We start from the raw sequence: 17,909 nt of genomic DNA on the forward strand, positions 1-17,909 counted from the left end.
CTCGGTGAAGTTGTGCCGCGGCGGCGGGCAGCTGGTGGCCCACTCCAGCGAGTTGCCGTAGCCCCACGGGTCGTCCACCGTCACCCGCTCGCCGAACCGATAGCTGCGCACCACGTTGTAGACGAACACCAGCATCGACACGCCGAGGATGAACGACCCGATCGTCGAGACGATGTTCAACGAGGTGAAGCCGTCGGACTCCAGGTAGTCGGCGTAGCGGCGGGGCATCCCCGCGTTGCCCAACCAGTGCTGCACCAGGAACGTGGTGTGGAACCCGATGAACGTCAGCCAGAAATGCCACTTGCCGAGCGGTTCGTCCATCATCCGCCCGGTGAACTTCGGGAACCAGAAGTAGATGCCCGAGAACGTGGCGAACACGATCGTGCCGAACAGCACGTAGTGGAAGTGCGCGACCACGAAGTACGAGTCGTGCACGTGGAAGTCGAGCACCGGCGCGGCCAGGATGATGCCGGTCAGGCCGCCGAGCAGGAACGTGGCCATGAACCCGACGGCCCACAGCATCGGGGTCTCGAACGTGATCTTGCCGCGCCACATGGTGCCGATCCAGTTGAAGAACTTGATGCCGGTGGGCACGGCGATCAGGAACGTCAGGAAGCTGAAGAACGGCAGCAGCACCGCACCGGTGGCGAACATGTGGTGCGCCCACACGGTGAACGACAGGCCGGTGATCCCCATGGTGGCGAAGACCATCAGCTTGTAGCCGAACAACGGCTTACGGCTGAACACCGGGACGACCTCGGTGATGATGCCGAAGAACGGCAGGGCCACGATGTAGACCTCGGGGTGGCCGAAGAACCAGAACAGGTGCTGGTAGAGGATCACCCCGCCGTTGGCCGGGTCGAACACGTGCGTCCCCAGGTGCCGGTCGGCCGCCAGCCCGAACAGCGCCGCGGTGAGGATCGGGAACACGCCGAGCACCAGCACCGCGGTGAACAGGATGTTCCAGGTGAAGACCGGGACCCGCCACATGGTCATGCCGGGCGCGCGCAGGCAGACCACGGTGGTGATCATGTTGACCGAGCCGAGAATGGTGCCCAGGCCGGACAGGATCAGCCCGAAGATCCACAGATCGGCGCCGACCCCTGGCGCGTACGCGGTCTCGGACAGCGGCGGATAGGCGGTCCAGCCGAAGTCGGGCGCGCCACCGGGGGTGACGAAGCCGGACAGCACGATCAGCCCGCCGAACAGGAACAACCAGTACGAGAACGCGTTCAGCCGCGGGAAGGCGACGTCCGGTGAGCCGATCTGCAGCGGCAGGACGAGGTTGGCGAAGGCGAACACGATCGGCGTCGCGTACAGCAGCAGCATGATCGTGCCGTGCATGGTGAACAGCTGGTTGTACTGCTCCGACGACAAGAACTGCAGCCCGGGCACGGCCAGCTCGCCACGCATCAGCAGGGCCATCAGCCCGCCGATCATGAAGAAGGCCATGGACGTGACCAGGTAAAGGATCCCGATCGTCTTGTGATCGGTGGTCCGCAGGATGCGCGCCATCGCGCTGCCGCGCGGTGGGCGTTCTGGTGTGATGCTCACCGGTGGACGCGGCTCGGCCGGGCGCGTGGTACGGACTGGTTCTGTCTGTGTCATTCGCCACACCTCGCCTGCCAGTGTGCGTCAAGAACGGGCACAACACCAGTGGAGATCCGCCTCGCTTGCTCCGTTCGCGGCGAGGACGATGGAGGTGTGAGCATGCGCTTTCGCAACCGGATGTCGGCAGGCCGCCGGCTGGGCATCGAACTGGCCAAGCACGGGTGGACCAGCCCAGTCGTGCTGGCGCTGCCTCGCGGCGGGGTGCCGGTCGCGGCCGGTGTCGCGGAAGAGCTGAACGCGCCGCTGGACGTGGTGGTGGCGGGCAAGATCGGCGCACCGGCACAGCCCGAGCTGGCCGTCGGCGCGGTCACCGCGGACGGGGCAGTGTTCTACGACGACAAGACATTGGCGGCGCTCGGCCTGACCAGGGAGGACGTGGTACGGCGCAGCGAGGCCGCGGTGGCCGAGGCGCGGCGCCAACAGCAGCGTTACCAGGTGAGGGCGCTCGACGTCACCGGGCGCGACGTGCTGATCGTCGACGACGGGCTGGCCACGGGCCTTACCGCGCTGGCGGCGGTGAACGCCGTGCTCGCCCGCCGCCCGCTCTCGGTGAGCGTGGCGGTGCCGGTCGGGTCCTACGCGGCGATCCGCCGGGTGGAAGAGGTGGCCGACGCCGTGTACTGCTTGCGGCGCCCGCCGCATTTCCGTGCCGTCGGGCAGTGGTACCAGGATTTCACCCAGGTCACCGACGACGAGGTCGAACAGCTGCTGCAGGTCCACTCCCGCTAGCCGTCACCCCTGGTGCGCCTGCTCGACCACGGCCGGGGCCACCCGCCCGGTGACCTCGCCGAACCGGACGTGCTCCCCACCCGGGCCCGGAGCCGTCGCGGCGATCGTGACGACGTCCTCGTCGAGCAGATACGAACGCTCGGTGCCGTCGCCGAGCAGCACCGGGTCCGTGCCGTCCCAGGACAGTTCCAGCAGGCTGCCCCGCTGATTCGGTTCCGGGCCGGACACCGCACCGGAAGCGATCACGTCACCGGTGCGCAGGGCGCCTCCGGTGACGGTCAGCTGCGCCAGCTGTTGCGCCGGTGTCCAGTACAGCGCGGCGAACGGTGGCTGGGCCACCACGTGCCCGTTGATCCGCACTTCGAGCTGGACGTCCAGCCCCCAGTCGCGGCCACCACGAAGATACGGCGCGGGCTCCGGCTCCTGCGCCGGGGCGGGAACCCTGGCGTGTTCCAGCGCCTGCAACGGGACGACCCATGGTGATATCGACATCGTGAACGGCGTGCCCGGCGCGCCTGCGAGCAGCTTCATGTCGAAATGCTCGATGTCGCGCGCCGACCAGGCGTTGACCAGGCACGCTCCGAAGACGTGCTGGGCGAACGCCTCTGCAGACACCCGCTCTCCGGGTTCGCTCGGTGCACCGACCACGAAACCGACCTCGGCCTGGAAATCCAGCTTGCGGGTCGGGCCGTAGACCGGTGACTCGGCACCGGGAGGCAGGTACTGGCCGCACGGCCGCACCACCGGCGTCCCGGACAGCCGGATGCTGCCCGCCCTGGCGTGCCAGCCGACCGGCTGACGCCGCCACCCGTCAGGCAACGGTGGTTGGGTGGGGCAGACGATCCGCCCGGTGTTGCGCGCGTGGTCCTCCGAGGCGGAGAAGCCGGCCACATCGGCGACTTCGAACGGGACGTGCAGCTCGACGGCATCCAGTGGCGCGAGATGCGCCAGGACCGCAGGCCGGTACTCGGGATCGGTCAACCACGCGACGATCCGCTCCCGGACGGCCTGCCAGATCGGCCGCCCCGCCGCCATGAGCGGGTTGAGCACCTCCGCCTCCAGCAGCGGTGCGAACTCCTCCCCCAGCACGCCGGCCACCGCGCCGATGTCCAGCACGCTGTCGCCCACGGCGACACCGATCCGCCGCCTGCCTGCCAAGCCCCGCCGGTCCGGCCGCGTGAACACCCCGTAAGGCAGTGTCAGCAGTCCGAACCGGCTCCCCTCCGGCGCCTCGAACCACATCCGCCCGGTCACGCAGACCAGCCTGCCACGGTTCTCGCCCGCCGACGATCACGCTGGGGAAGCCCCCACGCCACGAGCGCGTCGGGTGAACCCGCCACCTCCGGCAGCAGGCGCTCGTCGTCCACCCCATGCCATGAACCCTCGGCCGATACCCCGAAGGCTCGTGCCAGGCCATGCGCTCGAGGTCACCCGCTGACCGCCGCGCACGACCCGCATCCGGACATCACTGCAGGTCGCCGCTCGCCTGGTCCCCCGCAGTGGCTTCGCGAGCGCCCGGCCGATGGCCCGCCGGTCACACGACGAGGCCATGCGCTCGGCCGCGAGCGCGGCGCGCCCTGCCATCGGCGCTCACCCGCACGGTGACCGCTGGCCGTCCGGTGATGACATACGGAGCTTTGGGCCTGTCTGCTCCTTCGTCGACGACGCCTGGCCGCCACGCACGCTTCATGCATCCACGCACGCTCATGCATCGAGGACAGCCAGCCACGCGGCTGCCTCCTCACCTCGGCGCGGCGGCGCCCCGGCGTCGTCCCCCGGTCGGACCGCTCGCATGACTCATGCTCCCCGGCCCTGGTGGCCTCGTCGTGCTCGAACGGAGCAGCGGCCCGCGCCGCTCGGAGCATCCTCGGCCGTGGCGGCCGGCCACTGCGGCGATCCGCAGTCGCGCCGCCATCGCGTCCGGTCCGGCGGCCACCCGCAGCCACGACGGCCCGCCGTCTCAGGTACGGGTGAAGCGCCGGATTCCCTTCCCCGGACGCCAGCTGCGGATCACCAGCAGATTCCCCTCCGGCTTGGTCAGCACCGCCTCGGTCAGGTCGAGCCGGAACAGGTGGTAGTCCATCGGCTCGCCGTCGGGGGACTGCATCGGCTCCTTGGCGGCGGGATCGTCGACCTCCGTCGCGATCCCGCTGATCTTCGCGTCCGGTTCGGCCATCGACCCGTCGCCGGGGTTGGCATGGATCGCGCACCGGCCGTCGCGCCGCAAGTCCTGCGCCTTGCGCGCACCGAGCATCGATCCGAACTGCACATGACCGTGCTGGAAATCGACCTCGGTGCCGCTGACGCGCGGCGATCCGTCCGCCCGCAGCGTCGCCAGCACATGGTGCCTGGCCGCCGTGAAACGCTTCCGTACTTCCGCGGCGAACTCCGGTTCTTCCTGCTCGAACTGCGCCCACTGGACCATGCCGCGGAGTATGGCAGCGACCACCGACATCGCTGCACGGCCGGCGAACGGCACGACGCCCGGCAAATTCACGAAACGTCCGTTATGCGCAGCTTGCCGAATACCGGCCATCGAGCAGGCGGCACAGTTTCCGGATACCGCCATTGTGGATCATCCGGATGACCTAGACTCGCTCGCGCAATCGTCTCCGGCGCGTCTTGGTCTGCCCATGCCGCAGGGTGCACCAGGCGGCGCCGCCCCAGCTTTGACGCAAGGAGTGCGCATGTCACAACCACCCGGCCCAGGGCCGTACCCGCAGCAGCCTGGGCAGCCGCCTGGAGGCGGGCTTCCTGGTCAGGGGCAGCCGCCCAGCGGAGGGTTCCCCCAGCAGCCCGGTTACGGTCCGCCGCAGGGCCAGCAGCCCGGTTTCGGTCCGCCGCAGGGCCAGCAGCCCGGTTTCGGTCCGCCGCAGGGCCCGCCGCCCGGCTACTCGCCCACCGGCGGCTTCCCGGCGGGCGGACCGGGGCCGCAGAAGAAGAGCCCGCTGCCGTGGATCCTCGGTGGTGTCGGAGCGCTCGTCGTCGTCGGTGGTGTCATCCTGCTGATCGTGCTGCTCGGCGGTGGCGGCACCGGTGACCCCGAGTCGGCGGCGAGCACCGCGCTCGACTACCTGAAGGACGGCGACGCCGAGGGCCTCGCCTCGGTGTCCTGCGAGAACATGAGGAAGTTCCTGGAGAAGGTCAAGGACACCTCCAACTCCGGGATCCCGGACGGCACCACCGCCGAAGTCGGTGAGGTCAAGGAGGTCAGCGACACCAAGGCCGAAGTCGCCATCAACATCACCAAGGACGGCAAGGAACGCACGGAGACGTTGATCTTCGTCAAGGAAGGCGACGACTGGAAGTTCTGCGGCACCAAGACCTTCGACGCGTCGAACATACCCGAGCTTCCCTCGGGTGGCGACATTCCGAGCCCGGGTGACATCCCGAGCCCGGGTGACATCCCGAGCCCGGGAGACATTCCGAGCCCGGGTGACATTCCGAGCCCGGGCGGCATCCCGAATCCGGGCATGCCGAACTGACCCGGCACACGGGCCGAACGATCTGGCGAAAGGGGCCGGAACCACCTGGTTTCCGGCCCTTTCGTCATGTCGCGCACGCCGTTGTCATGCTGCGGGAGTATGGGGCGATATGTCGGATGACCGCTCATGCGCCCGATGACGGCATTGATACCGTTGCGCTCACGCATCAGGCCCCGTCGGTGATGTGATCGTCGAGGAGACACATGACCCAGCCGCCCGGCCCTCAGGGCCCTTTCCCGCAGTATCCGCACGGCCAGCCACCCGGCGGCGGCTTCCCCCAGCAGCCGGACGCCTGGCAGGCGCAGCCGCCCGGCTCATCGGGCGGCTGGCAGCAGCCCGACCAGTGGCAGGCCCAGCCACCCGGTGACTGGCAGGGTCAGCAGACCGATGCCTGGCAGGGCCAGCAGCCCGGTGGCTGGCAGGGACAACAGCCCGGGTTCGGGCAGCCGGGGCAGCCGGCAGGCCAGGACCCGTTTTCCGACGACGAGGACGGCAGGAAGAGCAAGTGGCCGCGGATCCTCGGCGGGGTGGGCGCCCTCGTCGTCATCGGCGGTGTCGTGCTGCTGATCGTCCTGCTCGGCACCGGGCCGAGCAAGGGTGCGACAGCGCAGGAGACCGCGGACGCGTTCGCGTCGGCGTTCAACGACCGCGACGTCGACGGCGTGAAGGCGCTGCTGTGCGAGGCCAACCTCAAGGGCGAGATCGGCAAGGCCCTGGACAACGGTGACGTGTTCGCCGACCAGCCGGAGAACCTCACCATCGAGGTCGCCAAGGTCGAGCAGGCCGGTTCGGATTCCGCCACGGCGCACTACCGGCAGGTCGACGACGGCAAGCCGACCGAGGGCACCATTCCCGTGCCGCTGAAGAAGAACGGCGACGTGTGGGAGATCTGCGTCCAGCAGCCGGTCACCACGGGCGAGCCCGCCGGTTAGCCAGTCCGACGACGCGGGACCGATCGTGCGCAGGACCCCTCACCGGCGCGGTGAGGGGCCCTGCCTTGTCGTCCCGGCCGGTCAGACGTTGCGCCGGTACTGGCCGCCGACCTCGAAGAACGCTTCGGTGATCTGTCCGAGCGTGCACACCCGCGCGGCGTCCATCAGGACGTCGAAGACGTTCTCGCCGTTGCGGGCCGCCTCCTGCAGGCGCCGCAAGGCGGCCGGCGCCTCGTCCCGGTGCCTGCGCTTGAAGTCGGCCACCCGCTGCAGCTGCGACTGCTTCTCCTCCTCGGTCGCCCGCGCCAGCTCCACGGTGACCTCGTCGTCCTGCGGATTCGGGTTGCGGAACGTGTTCACCCCGATGATCGGCAGCTCGCCGGTGTGCTTGAGCCGCTCGTACAGCATCGACTCGTCCTGGATACGGCCGCGCTGGTAGCCGGTCTCCATCGCGCCGAGCACCCCGCCGCGGGCCGAGATCTTCTCGAACTCGGCCAACACGGCCTCCTCCACCAGGTCGGTCAGCTCGTCCACGATGAACGAGCCCTGCAGCGGGTTCTCGTTCTTCGACAGGCCCCACTCCTGGTTGATGATCTTCTGGATTGCCATGGCGCGGCGCACCGACGCCTCGGTCGGCGTGGTGATGGCCTCGTCGTAGGCGTTGGTGTGCAGCGAATTGGCGTTGTCGTAGAGCGCGCACAGCGCTTGCAGCGTGGTGCGGATGTCGTTGAACGCCATCTCCTGGGCATGCAGCGACCGGCCGGAAGTCTGGATGTGGTACTTCAGCTTCTGCGACCGTTCGTTGGCGCCGTACCGCTCCTTCATGGCGATGGCCCAGATCCGCCTGGCCACCCGGCCGAGCACGGTGTACTCGGCGTCCATGCCGTTGGAGAAGAAGAACGACAGGTTGGGCGCGAAATCGTTCACGTCCATGCCGCGGGCCAGGTAGGCCTCGACGTAGGTGAACCCGTTGGCGAGGGTGAACGCCAGCTGGGAGATCGGGTTCGCACCCGCCTCGGCGATGTGGTAGCCAGAGATCGACACCGAGTAGAAGTTGCGCACGCCGTGCTCGATGAACCACTCCTGGATGTCGGACATCATGCGCAGCGAGAACTCGGTGGAGAAGATGCAGGTGTTCTGCCCCTGGTCCTCCTTGAGGATGTCGGCCTGCACCGTGCCGCGGACGTTGCGCAGCACCCACTCGCGCAGCTCGGCCGCTTCCTGCTCGGTCGGCTCCCTGCCGTGCTCGGCCCGGAACGCGTCGAGCTTCTGGTCGATGGCGGTGTTGAGGAAGAACGCCAGGATCGTCGGCGCAGGGCCGTTGATGGTCATCGACACCGACGTGTTCGGCGAGGTCAGGTCGAACCCGGCGTACAGCTCCTTCATGTCGTCGAGCGTGGCGACCGAGACACCGGAGGTGCCGATCTTGCCGTAGATGTCCGGCCTGGTGTCCGGGTCGTGCCCGTACAGCGTCACCGAGTCGAACGCGGTGGACAACCGCTTGGCCTTGGAGTCGGCGGACAGGTACTTGAACCGCCGGTTGGTGCGGAACGGGTCGCCCTCGCCTGCGAACATCCGGCCCGGCTCCTCTTCCTCCCGCTTGAACGGGAAGACCCCCGCGGTGAACGGGAAGTAGCCGGGCAGGTTCTCCCGCCGCAGGAACGACAACAGCTCACCGCGGTCGACGTAGCGCGGCAGCGCCACCCGCGGGATGCGGCTGCCCGACAGCGTGTCCCGCCACAGCCGGGTGTGCAGCTCCTTGTCGCGGACCCGCACCACGAGCTCTTCCCCGCGGTAGGCCTCGGCCCGCTTGGCGTGCTCGGCGAGCAGCTGCTTGGACTCGTCGGAGACCTCCGCGTCAGCGGCCTGGATCAGCTCCTCCACCGCGGAGGTGTCCTTGCCGGCCGCGGCCAGCGCGTCCCGGGCAGCGGTGAGCTGGTCGAGCTTGCGCACCGCCTCGGCCTGCTGCTCGGTCCGCCGGTGGTACGCGCGCACCGTCTCGGCGATCTCGGCGAGATACGACGCGCGGGTCGGCGGGATGATCGTGCTCGCCCCGGTGGACACCTTGGTGCTCACCCGCGGCAGCACCCCGGTGGAGACGGTCAGGCCACGCTCGGCCAGCAGGTCGCGCAGGAAGTGGTAGAGCGCGGTGACCCCGTCGTCGTTGAACTTCGCCGCGCTGGTGCCGAAGACCGGCATGTCCTCCGGCGACTTGCCGAACTCCTCCCGGTTGCGCAGCATCTGCCGGGACACGTCACGCCGCGCGTCCTCGGCGCCCCTGCGCTCGAACTTGTTGATGGCCACCGCGTCGGCGAAGTCGAGCATGTCGATCTTCTCCAGCTGCGACGCGGCGCCGAACTCCGGCGTCATCACGTACAGCGAGGCGTCCACGTGCTCGACGATGCCCGCGTCGCCCTGGCCGATGCCGGGGGTCTCGACGATGATCAAGTCGAAACCGGCCGCCTTGCAGGCCGTCACCGCGCCGTCCAGCGCCTCCGGGATCTCACCGGTGTGGGTGCGGGTGGCCATGGACCGGAACATGATCGGGCTGCCGCCCTGGTGGCCGCTGCCCGGCCACTCGCCGAGGCAGTTCATCCGGATGCGGTCGCCGAGCAGTGCCCCACCGCCCTTCCGGCGGGTCGGATCGATCGCCAGGACGGCGATGCGCAGCTTGTCCTCCTGGTCGACGCGGAACCGGCGGACCAGCTCGTCGGTCAGCGACGACTTCCCGGAGCCGCCGGTGCCGGTGATGCCCAGCACCGGGACGCTGCGCTGCGCCGCGGCCTCCGCGAGGGCCGACATCCAGTCGTCCGGCAGCACACCCGCCTCCAGCTGGGTGATCACCCGCGCCAGCGCCGCGGTGTCCCCTGCCAGCACCTGTTCGACCGATTCGGGTCCCCGTGCGGCCAGGTCGAAGTCGCATTCGCGGATCATCACGTTGACCATGCCGGGCAGGCCGAGCCGCTGGCCGTCCTCCGGGGAGAAGATGCGTGCCACGCCGCGGGAATGCAGCAGCTCGATCTCGTCCGGCACGATCACGCCGCCGCCACCGCCGTAGACCCGGATGTGGCTCGCCCCGCGCTCGGCGAGCAGCTCGACCAGGTAGGTGAAGTACTCCACGTGCCCGCCCTGGTAGGCCGACACCGCCACGCCCTGCACGTCCTCGGTGATGGCCGCGGTGACGACCTCGTCGACCGAGCGGTTGTGGCCGAGGTGGATCACTTCCGCGCCCTGCGACTGCAGGATGCGCCGCATGATGTTGATCGACGCGTCGTGGCCGTCGAACAGGCTCGACGCGGTGACGAACCGTACGGGATGCTTCGGCTGGTGCAGATCGGTTGTGCCGGTCATCGCTCGCCTTTCGGTGGCCGGGTCCTGCTGCCAGAATACTAGGACGTCCTACTGTTTTATCACCACAGTTCGGGCGTGGTGATGCGCACATCCCCTGCGCAGGGCCCGGCCACGTGGGCGCGCCGAGTCAGTGGAAAGGCACGAACGCGACCCGGCCGAGATCGTTCAGCGCGTTGGCCTGCGCACCGGCTTCGGACACCGTCCACAACGTCTCGCCGATGACCGCCGACCGCAGAACCTGGGCCTCGACCGGGGTGCCCGCCGAGTGCCGAACGGTGCCGACCCGCTCGATGTCGTCGTCGCTGACACGCAGCGCCAACGCACCACCGCGGACGCCGAGGCCGAGATCGATCGGCACGACGACCAGGTCGCGCGCCGGCCAGTAGAGGAAGGCATGGGCGTCGTTCTCCGCCGCCGAGTACGCACCGTCGATGTGCAAGTGCGCCACTCGCTGTGGATCGGCGCCGGAGGTGTCGAACAGGGACACCTGCGTGCCGGTCACCTGGCCTCGCGCGGTGGCACCCTGCCCGATGCCCAGCAGGCGCGCGGCACCCACCGGGTGCAGGTACGACGAGTACCCGGGGATCTTGAGTTCTCCGTCCAGTTCCGGGGCGGCCGGATCGCTGAGGTCGATGCGATACAGCGGGTCGACCTGCCGGAACGTCACCACGTATGCGGTACTGCCGAGGAACCGCACCGCGTAGATGCGCTCCCCCTTCCCCAGCCCGGTGATCGTGCCGACCTGCTTGAGCTGCTGTCCTTCCTTCCGCAAGACGGTCACTGCGCTTTCCGTGCGCCATCGGCCGGCCGGCCCGTCCGCGGTCTGGCTCTCCGTCGTCGTGGCCACCCGCAGGTATCCGTCGTGCTCGGACACCGAGTACTGGTTCAGCAACGCACCGTCGACCGTTCCGGAGGCCACGAACCGCGGGGGCCGGGAGCCGGAGACGTCGAACTGGTAGATCTTCGTGCGCCTGTCCTGAGACACCGGGGCGATGCGCTCGGCCGCGGGCATCGGGCCGAATCCGCTCCGCAGGCCGTCGATCACGTACAGGTTCTTGCCGGTGCCGTAGACCGTCGAACCGTTGCCCGCCACCGACACCGGGTCGCCCCGGCCCAGCTCACCGTCGATGTCCACGGTCAGCACGGTGAGCAGTTGCACTCCCGTGACCGGCTTCGGGTGATGCACTCGATGGCAGTCCACCAGGCGTCCGGACGATTCCGTGCCGTGGGACCGGATCGTGTAGCGCGGAAGCCAGTCGTCGATGGCCGACTCGCGGACGATCCGCTTCATGTGTCGTTCGTACGACGCCGGGGAGTCCGGTGACGACGGCGAGTGCGGGCGGTGCGGAATGCGCCAGTCCAGGCGCGGCCCGGAGCTGACCACCAGGCGGGCGATGCCGTCGGTGGCCCTGGCGTCGACGAAGTATCCGTCGACGGTCAGTTCGCCGGTCACCTTCCCGTAGGTGAGGTCGACCTGCACGAACCTGGTCGCCGGACCCTCACTGCCCTTGATCGCGACGTGGGCCAGCACCACCAGCGCACGGTCGCCGTCGATGAACAGACCGCTGGGGTAGCCCCCCTTCAGCGTCACGGAGACGGTCTGCTTCCGGGTGGCGACGTCGATCACGCGTAGTTTGTGGTCCACCACGGTGACCAGACGCTTGCCGTCGGTCTTGACGATGTCCGGCTCGTCCGCGGCCGATTCGTGCGTATTGGTCGGCGAGAACTGCTCGCCGCGTTCGGCAGCCGCGGCTGTGCCCGCCACGTCGAGTTCCCGACGGTACATGCCGAACCACTGCCAGCCCACCGCTTCGAGCTCCCGTGTCACCGCCTGCTGGAACGCCTTCAGGGCGGACGCGCAGGAATCGTGGGCGACCAGCTGCGCGCCCGCTGCGCCGATCGGCCTGCTGTCCGCGACGGGCCGCAGAGTCTCGGGCTCGGACTCGCATCCGGCGACGAACACCATGACCGCCGCCACCGCGGCCTCTCCCCAACGCTGTTTCATGCGCCAAGGACGGACATCACGCCCGGAGCGGTTGCATCGGCTGGGCGGTGGTCACGAGACGACATGGCACGCAGGGAGCACTGCCGACGTGGTCGTCGTGCTGCTGCTCGGGCGTGGAGACGACGTGACACGCAGGGAGCGCTGGCAGGCAACACGAGCCGGCCCTGCCCACCGGGGAGACGACGTGGCACGCAGGGAGCACTGCGCCTGCCGGCCTGGAGGGCCTGCTGCGGCGGAGAGACGACGTGGCACGCAGGGAGCACTGGCTGATCAGGCGAGCACGGAAACCCGAACTGTCGCCGGACGACGTCACGCCGAGCCGTTGCGGGGGCTGGTCTCACCCCAGACCGGTGTGGCGAATTCCGTGCCCATGTGAGCACGACGTCCAATCGAGCCGGCGCCGCACCATGTCGCTCCCCACACGACCCGTGGACCACGCCCGAACCCGCTACCGAGACGGCGCACCTGGATCCGGTCACAGCGGCGCTGACACCCGAGACCGATCCGCGACCCCCGCCACGTGGCAAGCCCGGCTGGCAATCGAACCGGCGCCATGACAAGCGGCACTCCACGCGACCCGCATGCCACAGACCACTGGCCGAACCCGACACCCAGACGCCTCACCGGGACCCCGCCACAACGGCTCTTACACCCTCGAGACCCGCACTGCGAGCCCGAGCCGCAATCAACCGATGCCACTACAAGCCGCACCCACGCGACCCACACGCCCGACCGAACCCGACACCAGGCTCAGCGACCCCGCCACAGCGGCTCTCACCCATTCGAGACCTGCCCGGCGAGCCCGTCACAACGGCTCGCTCGAGACCGGTCCGCCCCGCCCACGTGGCAAGCCCGACCCACAACCGGGCCCACGTCGTAACGGGAACCGCACCCATACGTCCCGTACCGAATCCGATGGCAGATGTCGCGCCGGGACTCCGTCCCAGCCGACTCCGGGGCTCGGGCCACTGTCGTGATCCCACAGATCGCAGCTGGGGAGCCGCGCGCCTCTCAAGGTCACCCCCCGGGCCAGCCGCTGTGTGTCGCCCATACCGGGGTGGAGCGCGGCGCACCTCGAGGTCGCCCGCCGACGACTGACCTCACGCAGACGCGCCGAACGGCTGGACGCCCCGTGGTCGCTCGGATCGAGAGCTCGGTTCAGCGCACCGAGACGGCGCGCCGCGCGATCCACTGCTGCATCGCGTACTCGACCAAGGTGATCAGCGTGTGCTTCACCGACTCGCGCTCGCGCGCGTCGCACAGCACCACCGGCACCTGCGGATCGACGTCCAACGCCTCACGAACGTCCTCCACCCGGTGCGGGTGGCGGCCGTTGAAGCCGTTGAGGCCGACCACGTACGGCAGACCGCGGTCCTCGAAGAAGTCGATCGGCGCGAACGAATCGGCCAGCCTGCGCGTGTCGGCCAGCACCACCGCTCCGATGGCGCCGCGGACCAGGTCGTCCCACATGAACCAGAACCGCTGCTGACCGGGCGTGCCGAACAGGTACAGCACCAGGTCGTCGTCCAGCGACACCCGGCCGAAGTCCATCGCCACCGTGGTGGTCGCCTTCAACGGCGTGGCGGCCAGGTCGTCGATGCCGATCGAGGCGTCGGTCATCATCGCTTCGGTGGTCAGCGGGACGATCTCCGAGACCGACCCGACGAACGTCGTCTTGCCCGCACCGAAGCCCCCGGAGACCACGATCTTCGCCGACGTCATGGTCTGCGCGCCGGAGCCCACCGCGGCCTCCGCTTCAGTCTTAAAGCCGACGGAGTCCACTCAGCACCCTTTCCATCAACAACAAGTGAGCCTCGGCGCCGTCCTCACCGGACAGCGTCTTGTGCACGTTGACCAGACCGGCGTCCGCGGCGTCGCTGACCAGCACCCGCGCCACGCCGAGCGGCATGCGCAGGGTAGCCGCCAGCTCGGCCACCGAGCGAGGCTGGGGCAGTGCCTCGACGAGGGTGCGCTGCTCCAGCTCCACCGGCTTGTCGTCGGTCAGCGCTCCTTCCTTGGCGGAGACCAGCGTCTCCAGTTCCAGCTGATAGCGCGCCTTCGTCCTGCCTTTGGTGCGTATGTACGGCCGCACCAGGGCCGTGCCGTCGTCCGATCTCACAACGCACTCCTCACCGTGGGTCCGTCACGCCGGGGCGAGCAAAGAACCCCCGGAACCTTGCAGCTGCGCGCGCAGCTCCGGCGTCAGAATCTGGCCGACCCGGTCGACCAGCAACGTCATCTCGTAGGCGACCTGCCCGATGTCGCAGTTCGGCGAGGCGAGCACGGCCAGGCACGACCCGTCGCTGATCGACATCAGGATCATCACGCCGAGCTCCATCTCCACGACGGTCTCGGTGACCGCACCGGCCTCGAAGCAGTGCGCAGCACCCTGGGTCAGGCTGACCAGGCCGCTGGCGACCGCGGCCAGCTGATCGGCGCGGTCCAGGGGCAGCCGGGCCGACGCGGTGAGCAGCAGCCCGTCGGCCGACACCACGACCGCGTGCGCCACACCGGGGACTCGCTCGGCGAAGTCGTTCACCAGCCAACCGAACTGGTTCTGCTGGGGACCAGAGGCGGTCATTCATCCTCCATGTTCTTGTCGTGCTTCGTCTGGCGCGCCGGCTGCGCTGCCGCCGCACTCACCGGCTCACCGCCGTTGCGTTCGCTGCGTGCCACCAGGCCCTGGTCCGCCGCCGCGGGTGCCGATCCCGCCGGTGCGGAAGCGGGCCCCGCCGGCGCGGGCGCCGATCCCGCCGCCGCGGTTCCGGCCCTGCCCCGGCGCACGCCGCGCTGGAAACTGTTCAGCCTGCCCCGCACCGTCGCCGGGTCACGTTCCGGCTGCGGCGTCTTCGCCACCGGCTTGCTCAGCGCGCTCGCCGAGCCGGGCAGCAGCTGCTCCCCACGCCGCCTGCGCGGCAACCCCGCCTGCGTGAACGACGAGGACGGCTTCGGCGTGGCCACCGCCGCCGCGTCCCGCCACGCGCCGTCCGTGGGGAACTCCCATTCGCTCCGCGACGACGCGCCCTCGGGCCTCTCCCCCGCTCCGGTTGCCGCGGCCTGCCGCGCACCGGCGTGCTTCGCCGGCTTGTCCGCGCCGGTGCCGGTGCCCGCCGGAGCGGCGCCGCCCGCCGGTGAGCTCGCACCGTTCTGCGTCTCGGCCGGGTTCTCCGCCGGCGGCGTCATCGCCTGCTGCTCGGCCGCACGACGAGCCTGATACCGCCCGCGTTGCACGCCGCGCTGGAAGCCGCTGAGCCTGCTGCGCACCTTCGCGGCGTCGAGCTTGCGGTCCGCCGCGCCGAGCGCCGAGCGGCTCGGCGTCACCGGCTCCTGTGCCGGGGTGGCGCTGCCCGGCAGCAAATGCTCGCCGCGCTGCCGCTTGGGCAGCCCCGCCTTGGTGAGCGCGGACGGCTCGGATTTGCTGGCCGCCGCCTTGACCGCCTGCAGGTTCTCGTCGGCGGCGAACTCCCATGCCCGCTCGGCCGGGTCCTTCTCGCTGCGCTCTCCGGCGTCCGCCTGCTCCGCCGCCGGGCTCGAGCCGGACCGAAACCAGGCCGACAGCATCTCGTCGTAGATCGGGGTGGTCTCGGTCCTCGCCGCGCCGTCCTGATGCGCCGCGTCCTCGCCTGCCTCCTCCTTGGCGCCCTCCGGCGCCTTCGTCTCCTCAGCCGCCGTGGTGGCGTTCCACCAGTCGGACAACGGCGACGTGCCCGGTTTGAACAGCGCCTTGCCGGCGGGAAGTTCGGACGATCCGGCTCGGTGCCCGTTGGTGGCAGCCGCAGCGACCGGCACGCCGTTGGCCACCGTGGCGCCGTCCGGCGAATCGTTCCGCGATCCGGCAGCCGTCGTCACCGGACCCTCGTCGGTGATCACCGGCAGCTCGGAGGTCAGCGGTCCGCCGTCGGTGCCGAGCACCAGCTCGTCGGGAACGACGACCGTGGCGCGCACCCCCTGCACGTCGTTGCCGCCGTGCAACGTGACACCGATGCCGTGCTTGGCCGCCAGCCTGCCCACCACGAACAGGCCCATCCGGCGGGACGTCACCATGGCCAGCGACGACGCCTCGGCCATCCGCGCATTCGCCTCGGCCAGCTCGGCGTCCTTCATGCCGATGCCCTTGTCGACGATGTCGATCACCATCGAGCCGTTCGGCCCGAGATTGCTGGACACCGTCACCTGCGTCTCCGGCGGGGAGAACGCCGTGGCGTTGTCCAGCAGCTCGGCCAGCAGCCGCATCACGTCGCTGGCCGCGTGACCGACGATCTTGGTGGTCGGCGGGGTCTGCACCACCACCCGCTGGTACTGCTCGATCTCGCTGACCGCCGCGCGCAGCACGTCGGCCGTGCTCACTGGCCGGCCGGAGCGGCGGCCGATCTCCGCACCGGAGAGCATCATCAGGTTCTCGTTGTTGCGCCGCATCCGGGTGGCCAGGTGGTCCAGCTGGAACAACATCGCCAGCCGGTCGGCGTCCTCCTCGTCGCGCTCCAGCCGCTCGATCAGCTGCAGCTGCCGCTGCACCAGGCTCTGGCTGCGCCGCGACAGGTTCACGAACACCCCGGAGTACGCGCTGTGCATCTCCGCCTGCTCGGCGGCCAGCTTCAGCGCCTGGCTGTGCACCGCGTCGAACGCGCGCGCCACCTCACCGACTTCGTCCCTGGTCAGCACGGGCACCGGCTCGACCCGCCGGTCGGCTCCCTTGCCCTGCTGGATCGCGGCCACTGCCTCGGGCAGCCGCTCCTCGGCGACCGTCATGGCGCTGTTGCGCAGCTGCTTGAGCGACCGCAGCAGCTGCCGGGTGATGGCGAACACGGCGGCGGCGGCGACCAGCAGCGCGACGCCGAGCAGCCCGGCGATGATCAGCACACTGGTGCGCGCGTCGTCGGCGAGCTGACCGGACTTCCGCTGCACGTCGGCCGCAATCGCCTCCACCACGCGACCGACCTGGTCGAACACCCGGCCGGAGGCGTTCTGCCACTCGCGCTCGGACAGCTTGCCGATGGCCTCGTCGGGCGAGACGCCCAGCTCACCGAGCACCGACCTGGCCATCCGGGCACGCTCGTCGGCGCTCGACTCGCTGACGCTGGTCTCCAGCAGCGCGCGCTGGTCGGGGGTGGCCATGGCGAAGAAGTTGTTCAGCCGGTCCTCGATCCGGACCTCGGCCGTGCGCACCTCGGACAGCTCGGCGGGCGCCAGCGATCCGCGCGCGGCACCGAAAGCCACGAACGCGTGCTGCAGCGCGATCTCCTCCTTCGCCGCCAGCAGCTCACGCAGCGCCTGCGGCGTGGCACCGATCTCCGGGTCGCTCACCCGCGCGGTGGCCGCACCGTCCAGGGTCAGCAACGCCTTGGCGATCGCGGTGTACTCCTCGATCGCGGGGACCACGTCCAGCCGTCCGCGGGCCACGTCGGCACGCAGCGCGTCCAGCCTGCCCACCATCCGGCCGGCATTCGTCCCCGCGTTCCGCAGGCCGGGGTCGAGCTCCACGGCGTCCTCGATCGCCTCGGTCAGCGGCGCGATCCGCGCGTCCACCGCTTGCCGGGCCGCCCGCAACGAAGGCGACGTGCCCACGCCCTTGGTGAGCTGGGCGGCGGTCTCGGTGCGTTCCCGCTGCACGGCGTCCAGCAGGCTCCCGGACGCCGCGCTGAGCCGGATCAGCGCGTCGATCCGCCGGTAGCTGGCCGAGCTCTCGCTGGTGCTGGTCAGCACGGACACGCCGAGTGCGATCGCCAGCACGATCGGGACCAGCGTCACGGCCGCCAGCTTCACCGGCAGCTTCCAGTCCCGCCACGCCAGCACCGC

Annotated in this window: 12 protein-coding genes; 3 read left to right on the forward strand and 9 right to left on the reverse strand. The window is 69.9% G+C overall.

The genetic code is table 11. From position 1 onward, the window contains the following. Positions 1 to 1,608, reverse strand: a 1,608-nt coding sequence (ctaD, locus tag CXP56_RS06810) for an aa3-type cytochrome oxidase subunit I (RefSeq protein WP_353744534.1), incomplete at its 3' end; no start/stop codon positions are given. A gap of 102 nt (positions 1,609 to 1,710) precedes the next feature. Here ctaD and CXP56_RS06815 point away from each other — a divergent pair. Further along, complete coding sequence (locus CXP56_RS06815; RefSeq protein WP_286900440.1) at positions 1,711 to 2,340, forward strand: phosphoribosyltransferase; 630 nt, start codon at positions 1,711 to 1,713, stop codon at positions 2,338 to 2,340. 3 nt (positions 2,341 to 2,343) lie between these two features. Here CXP56_RS06815 and CXP56_RS06820 read toward each other — a convergent pair whose 3' ends face one another. Beyond that, on the reverse strand, positions 2,344 to 3,594 hold the full coding sequence (locus CXP56_RS06820) for a fumarylacetoacetate hydrolase family protein (RefSeq protein ID WP_353744535.1): 1,251 nt from the start codon (positions 3,592 to 3,594) through the stop codon (positions 2,344 to 2,346). Positions 3,595 to 4,300: 706 nt separating this feature from the next. After that, complete coding sequence (locus CXP56_RS06825) at positions 4,301 to 4,765, reverse strand: pyridoxamine 5'-phosphate oxidase family protein (protein ID WP_286900442.1); 465 nt, start codon at positions 4,763 to 4,765, stop codon at positions 4,301 to 4,303. A 262-nt stretch (positions 4,766 to 5,027) separates the two neighbouring features. On the opposite strand from CXP56_RS06825, the gene CXP56_RS06830 reads away from it, so the two are divergent. Both CXP56_RS06830 and CXP56_RS06835 read left to right on the forward strand, forming a co-directional pair. After that, positions 5,028 to 5,825: an Rv0361 family membrane protein gene (locus tag CXP56_RS06830; protein WP_286900444.1), complete on the forward strand. Its 798-nt coding sequence runs from the start codon at positions 5,028 to 5,030 to the stop codon at positions 5,823 to 5,825. A gap of 203 nt (positions 5,826 to 6,028) precedes the next feature. Continuing rightward, the gene (locus tag CXP56_RS06835) at positions 6,029 to 6,757 is read left to right on the forward strand and encodes an Rv0361 family membrane protein (RefSeq protein ID WP_028846540.1); all 729 of its coding nucleotides are present in this window, start codon (positions 6,029 to 6,031) and stop codon (positions 6,755 to 6,757) included. Between the two features lie 81 nt (positions 6,758 to 6,838). Here CXP56_RS06835 and icmF read toward each other — a convergent pair whose 3' ends face one another. The 6 genes from icmF to CXP56_RS06865 all read right to left on the reverse strand — a co-directional run. Next, a complete protein-coding gene (icmF, locus tag CXP56_RS06840) occupies positions 6,839 to 10,108 on the reverse strand; it encodes a fused isobutyryl-CoA mutase/GTPase IcmF (RefSeq protein ID WP_028846539.1) in 3,270 nt (1,089 codons plus the stop codon). A 127-nt stretch (positions 10,109 to 10,235) separates the two neighbouring features. Beyond that, positions 10,236 to 12,113, reverse strand: coding sequence for a beta-propeller domain-containing protein (locus CXP56_RS06845; RefSeq protein ID WP_286900448.1), 1,878 nt, complete (start codon positions 12,111 to 12,113; stop codon positions 10,236 to 10,238). A gap of 1,158 nt (positions 12,114 to 13,271) precedes the next feature. Then, on the reverse strand, positions 13,272 to 13,835 hold the full coding sequence (locus CXP56_RS06850; protein ID WP_051309712.1) for a GTP-binding protein: 564 nt from the start codon (positions 13,833 to 13,835) through the stop codon (positions 13,272 to 13,274). 40 nt (positions 13,836 to 13,875) lie between these two features. Further along, positions 13,876 to 14,232: a DUF742 domain-containing protein gene (locus tag CXP56_RS06855; protein ID WP_028846537.1), complete on the reverse strand. Its 357-nt coding sequence runs from the start codon at positions 14,230 to 14,232 to the stop codon at positions 13,876 to 13,878. Between the two features lie 24 nt (positions 14,233 to 14,256). Next, the gene (locus CXP56_RS06860; protein ID WP_028846536.1) at positions 14,257 to 14,694 is read right to left on the reverse strand and encodes a roadblock/LC7 domain-containing protein; all 438 of its coding nucleotides are present in this window, start codon (positions 14,692 to 14,694) and stop codon (positions 14,257 to 14,259) included. After that, positions 14,691 to 17,909: sensor histidine kinase (locus CXP56_RS06865; RefSeq protein ID WP_286900450.1), on the reverse strand; the 3,219-nt coding region annotated here is incomplete at its 5' end. The genes CXP56_RS06860 and CXP56_RS06865, both read right to left, overlap by 4 nt.

This window comes from Thermocrispum sp. (assembly GCF_002919275.1).
Taxonomy (GTDB): Bacteria; Actinomycetota; Actinomycetes; order Mycobacteriales; family Pseudonocardiaceae; genus Thermocrispum; species Thermocrispum agreste.

Coding starts and splice junctions, on each gene's coding strand:
- CXP56_RS06815 (WP_286900440.1), top strand. CDS start 1,711: ATGCGCTTTCGCAACCGGATGTCGGCAGGCCGCCGGCTGGGCATCGAA.
- CXP56_RS06825 (WP_286900442.1), bottom strand. CDS start 4,765: ATGGTCCAGTGGGCGCAGTTCGAGCAGGAAGAACCGGAGTTCGCCGCG.
- CXP56_RS06830 (WP_286900444.1), top strand. CDS start 5,028: ATGTCACAACCACCCGGCCCAGGGCCGTACCCGCAGCAGCCTGGGCAG.
- CXP56_RS06835 (WP_028846540.1), top strand. CDS start 6,029: ATGACCCAGCCGCCCGGCCCTCAGGGCCCTTTCCCGCAGTATCCGCAC.
- icmF (WP_028846539.1), bottom strand. CDS start 10,108: ATGACCGGCACAACCGATCTGCACCAGCCGAAGCATCCCGTACGGTTC.
- CXP56_RS06845 (WP_286900448.1), bottom strand. CDS start 12,113: ATGAAACAGCGTTGGGGAGAGGCCGCGGTGGCGGCGGTCATGGTGTTC.
- CXP56_RS06850 (WP_051309712.1), bottom strand. CDS start 13,835: ATGACGTCGGCGAAGATCGTGGTCTCCGGGGGCTTCGGTGCGGGCAAG.
- CXP56_RS06860 (WP_028846536.1), bottom strand. CDS start 14,694: ATGACCGCCTCTGGTCCCCAGCAGAACCAGTTCGGTTGGCTGGTGAAC.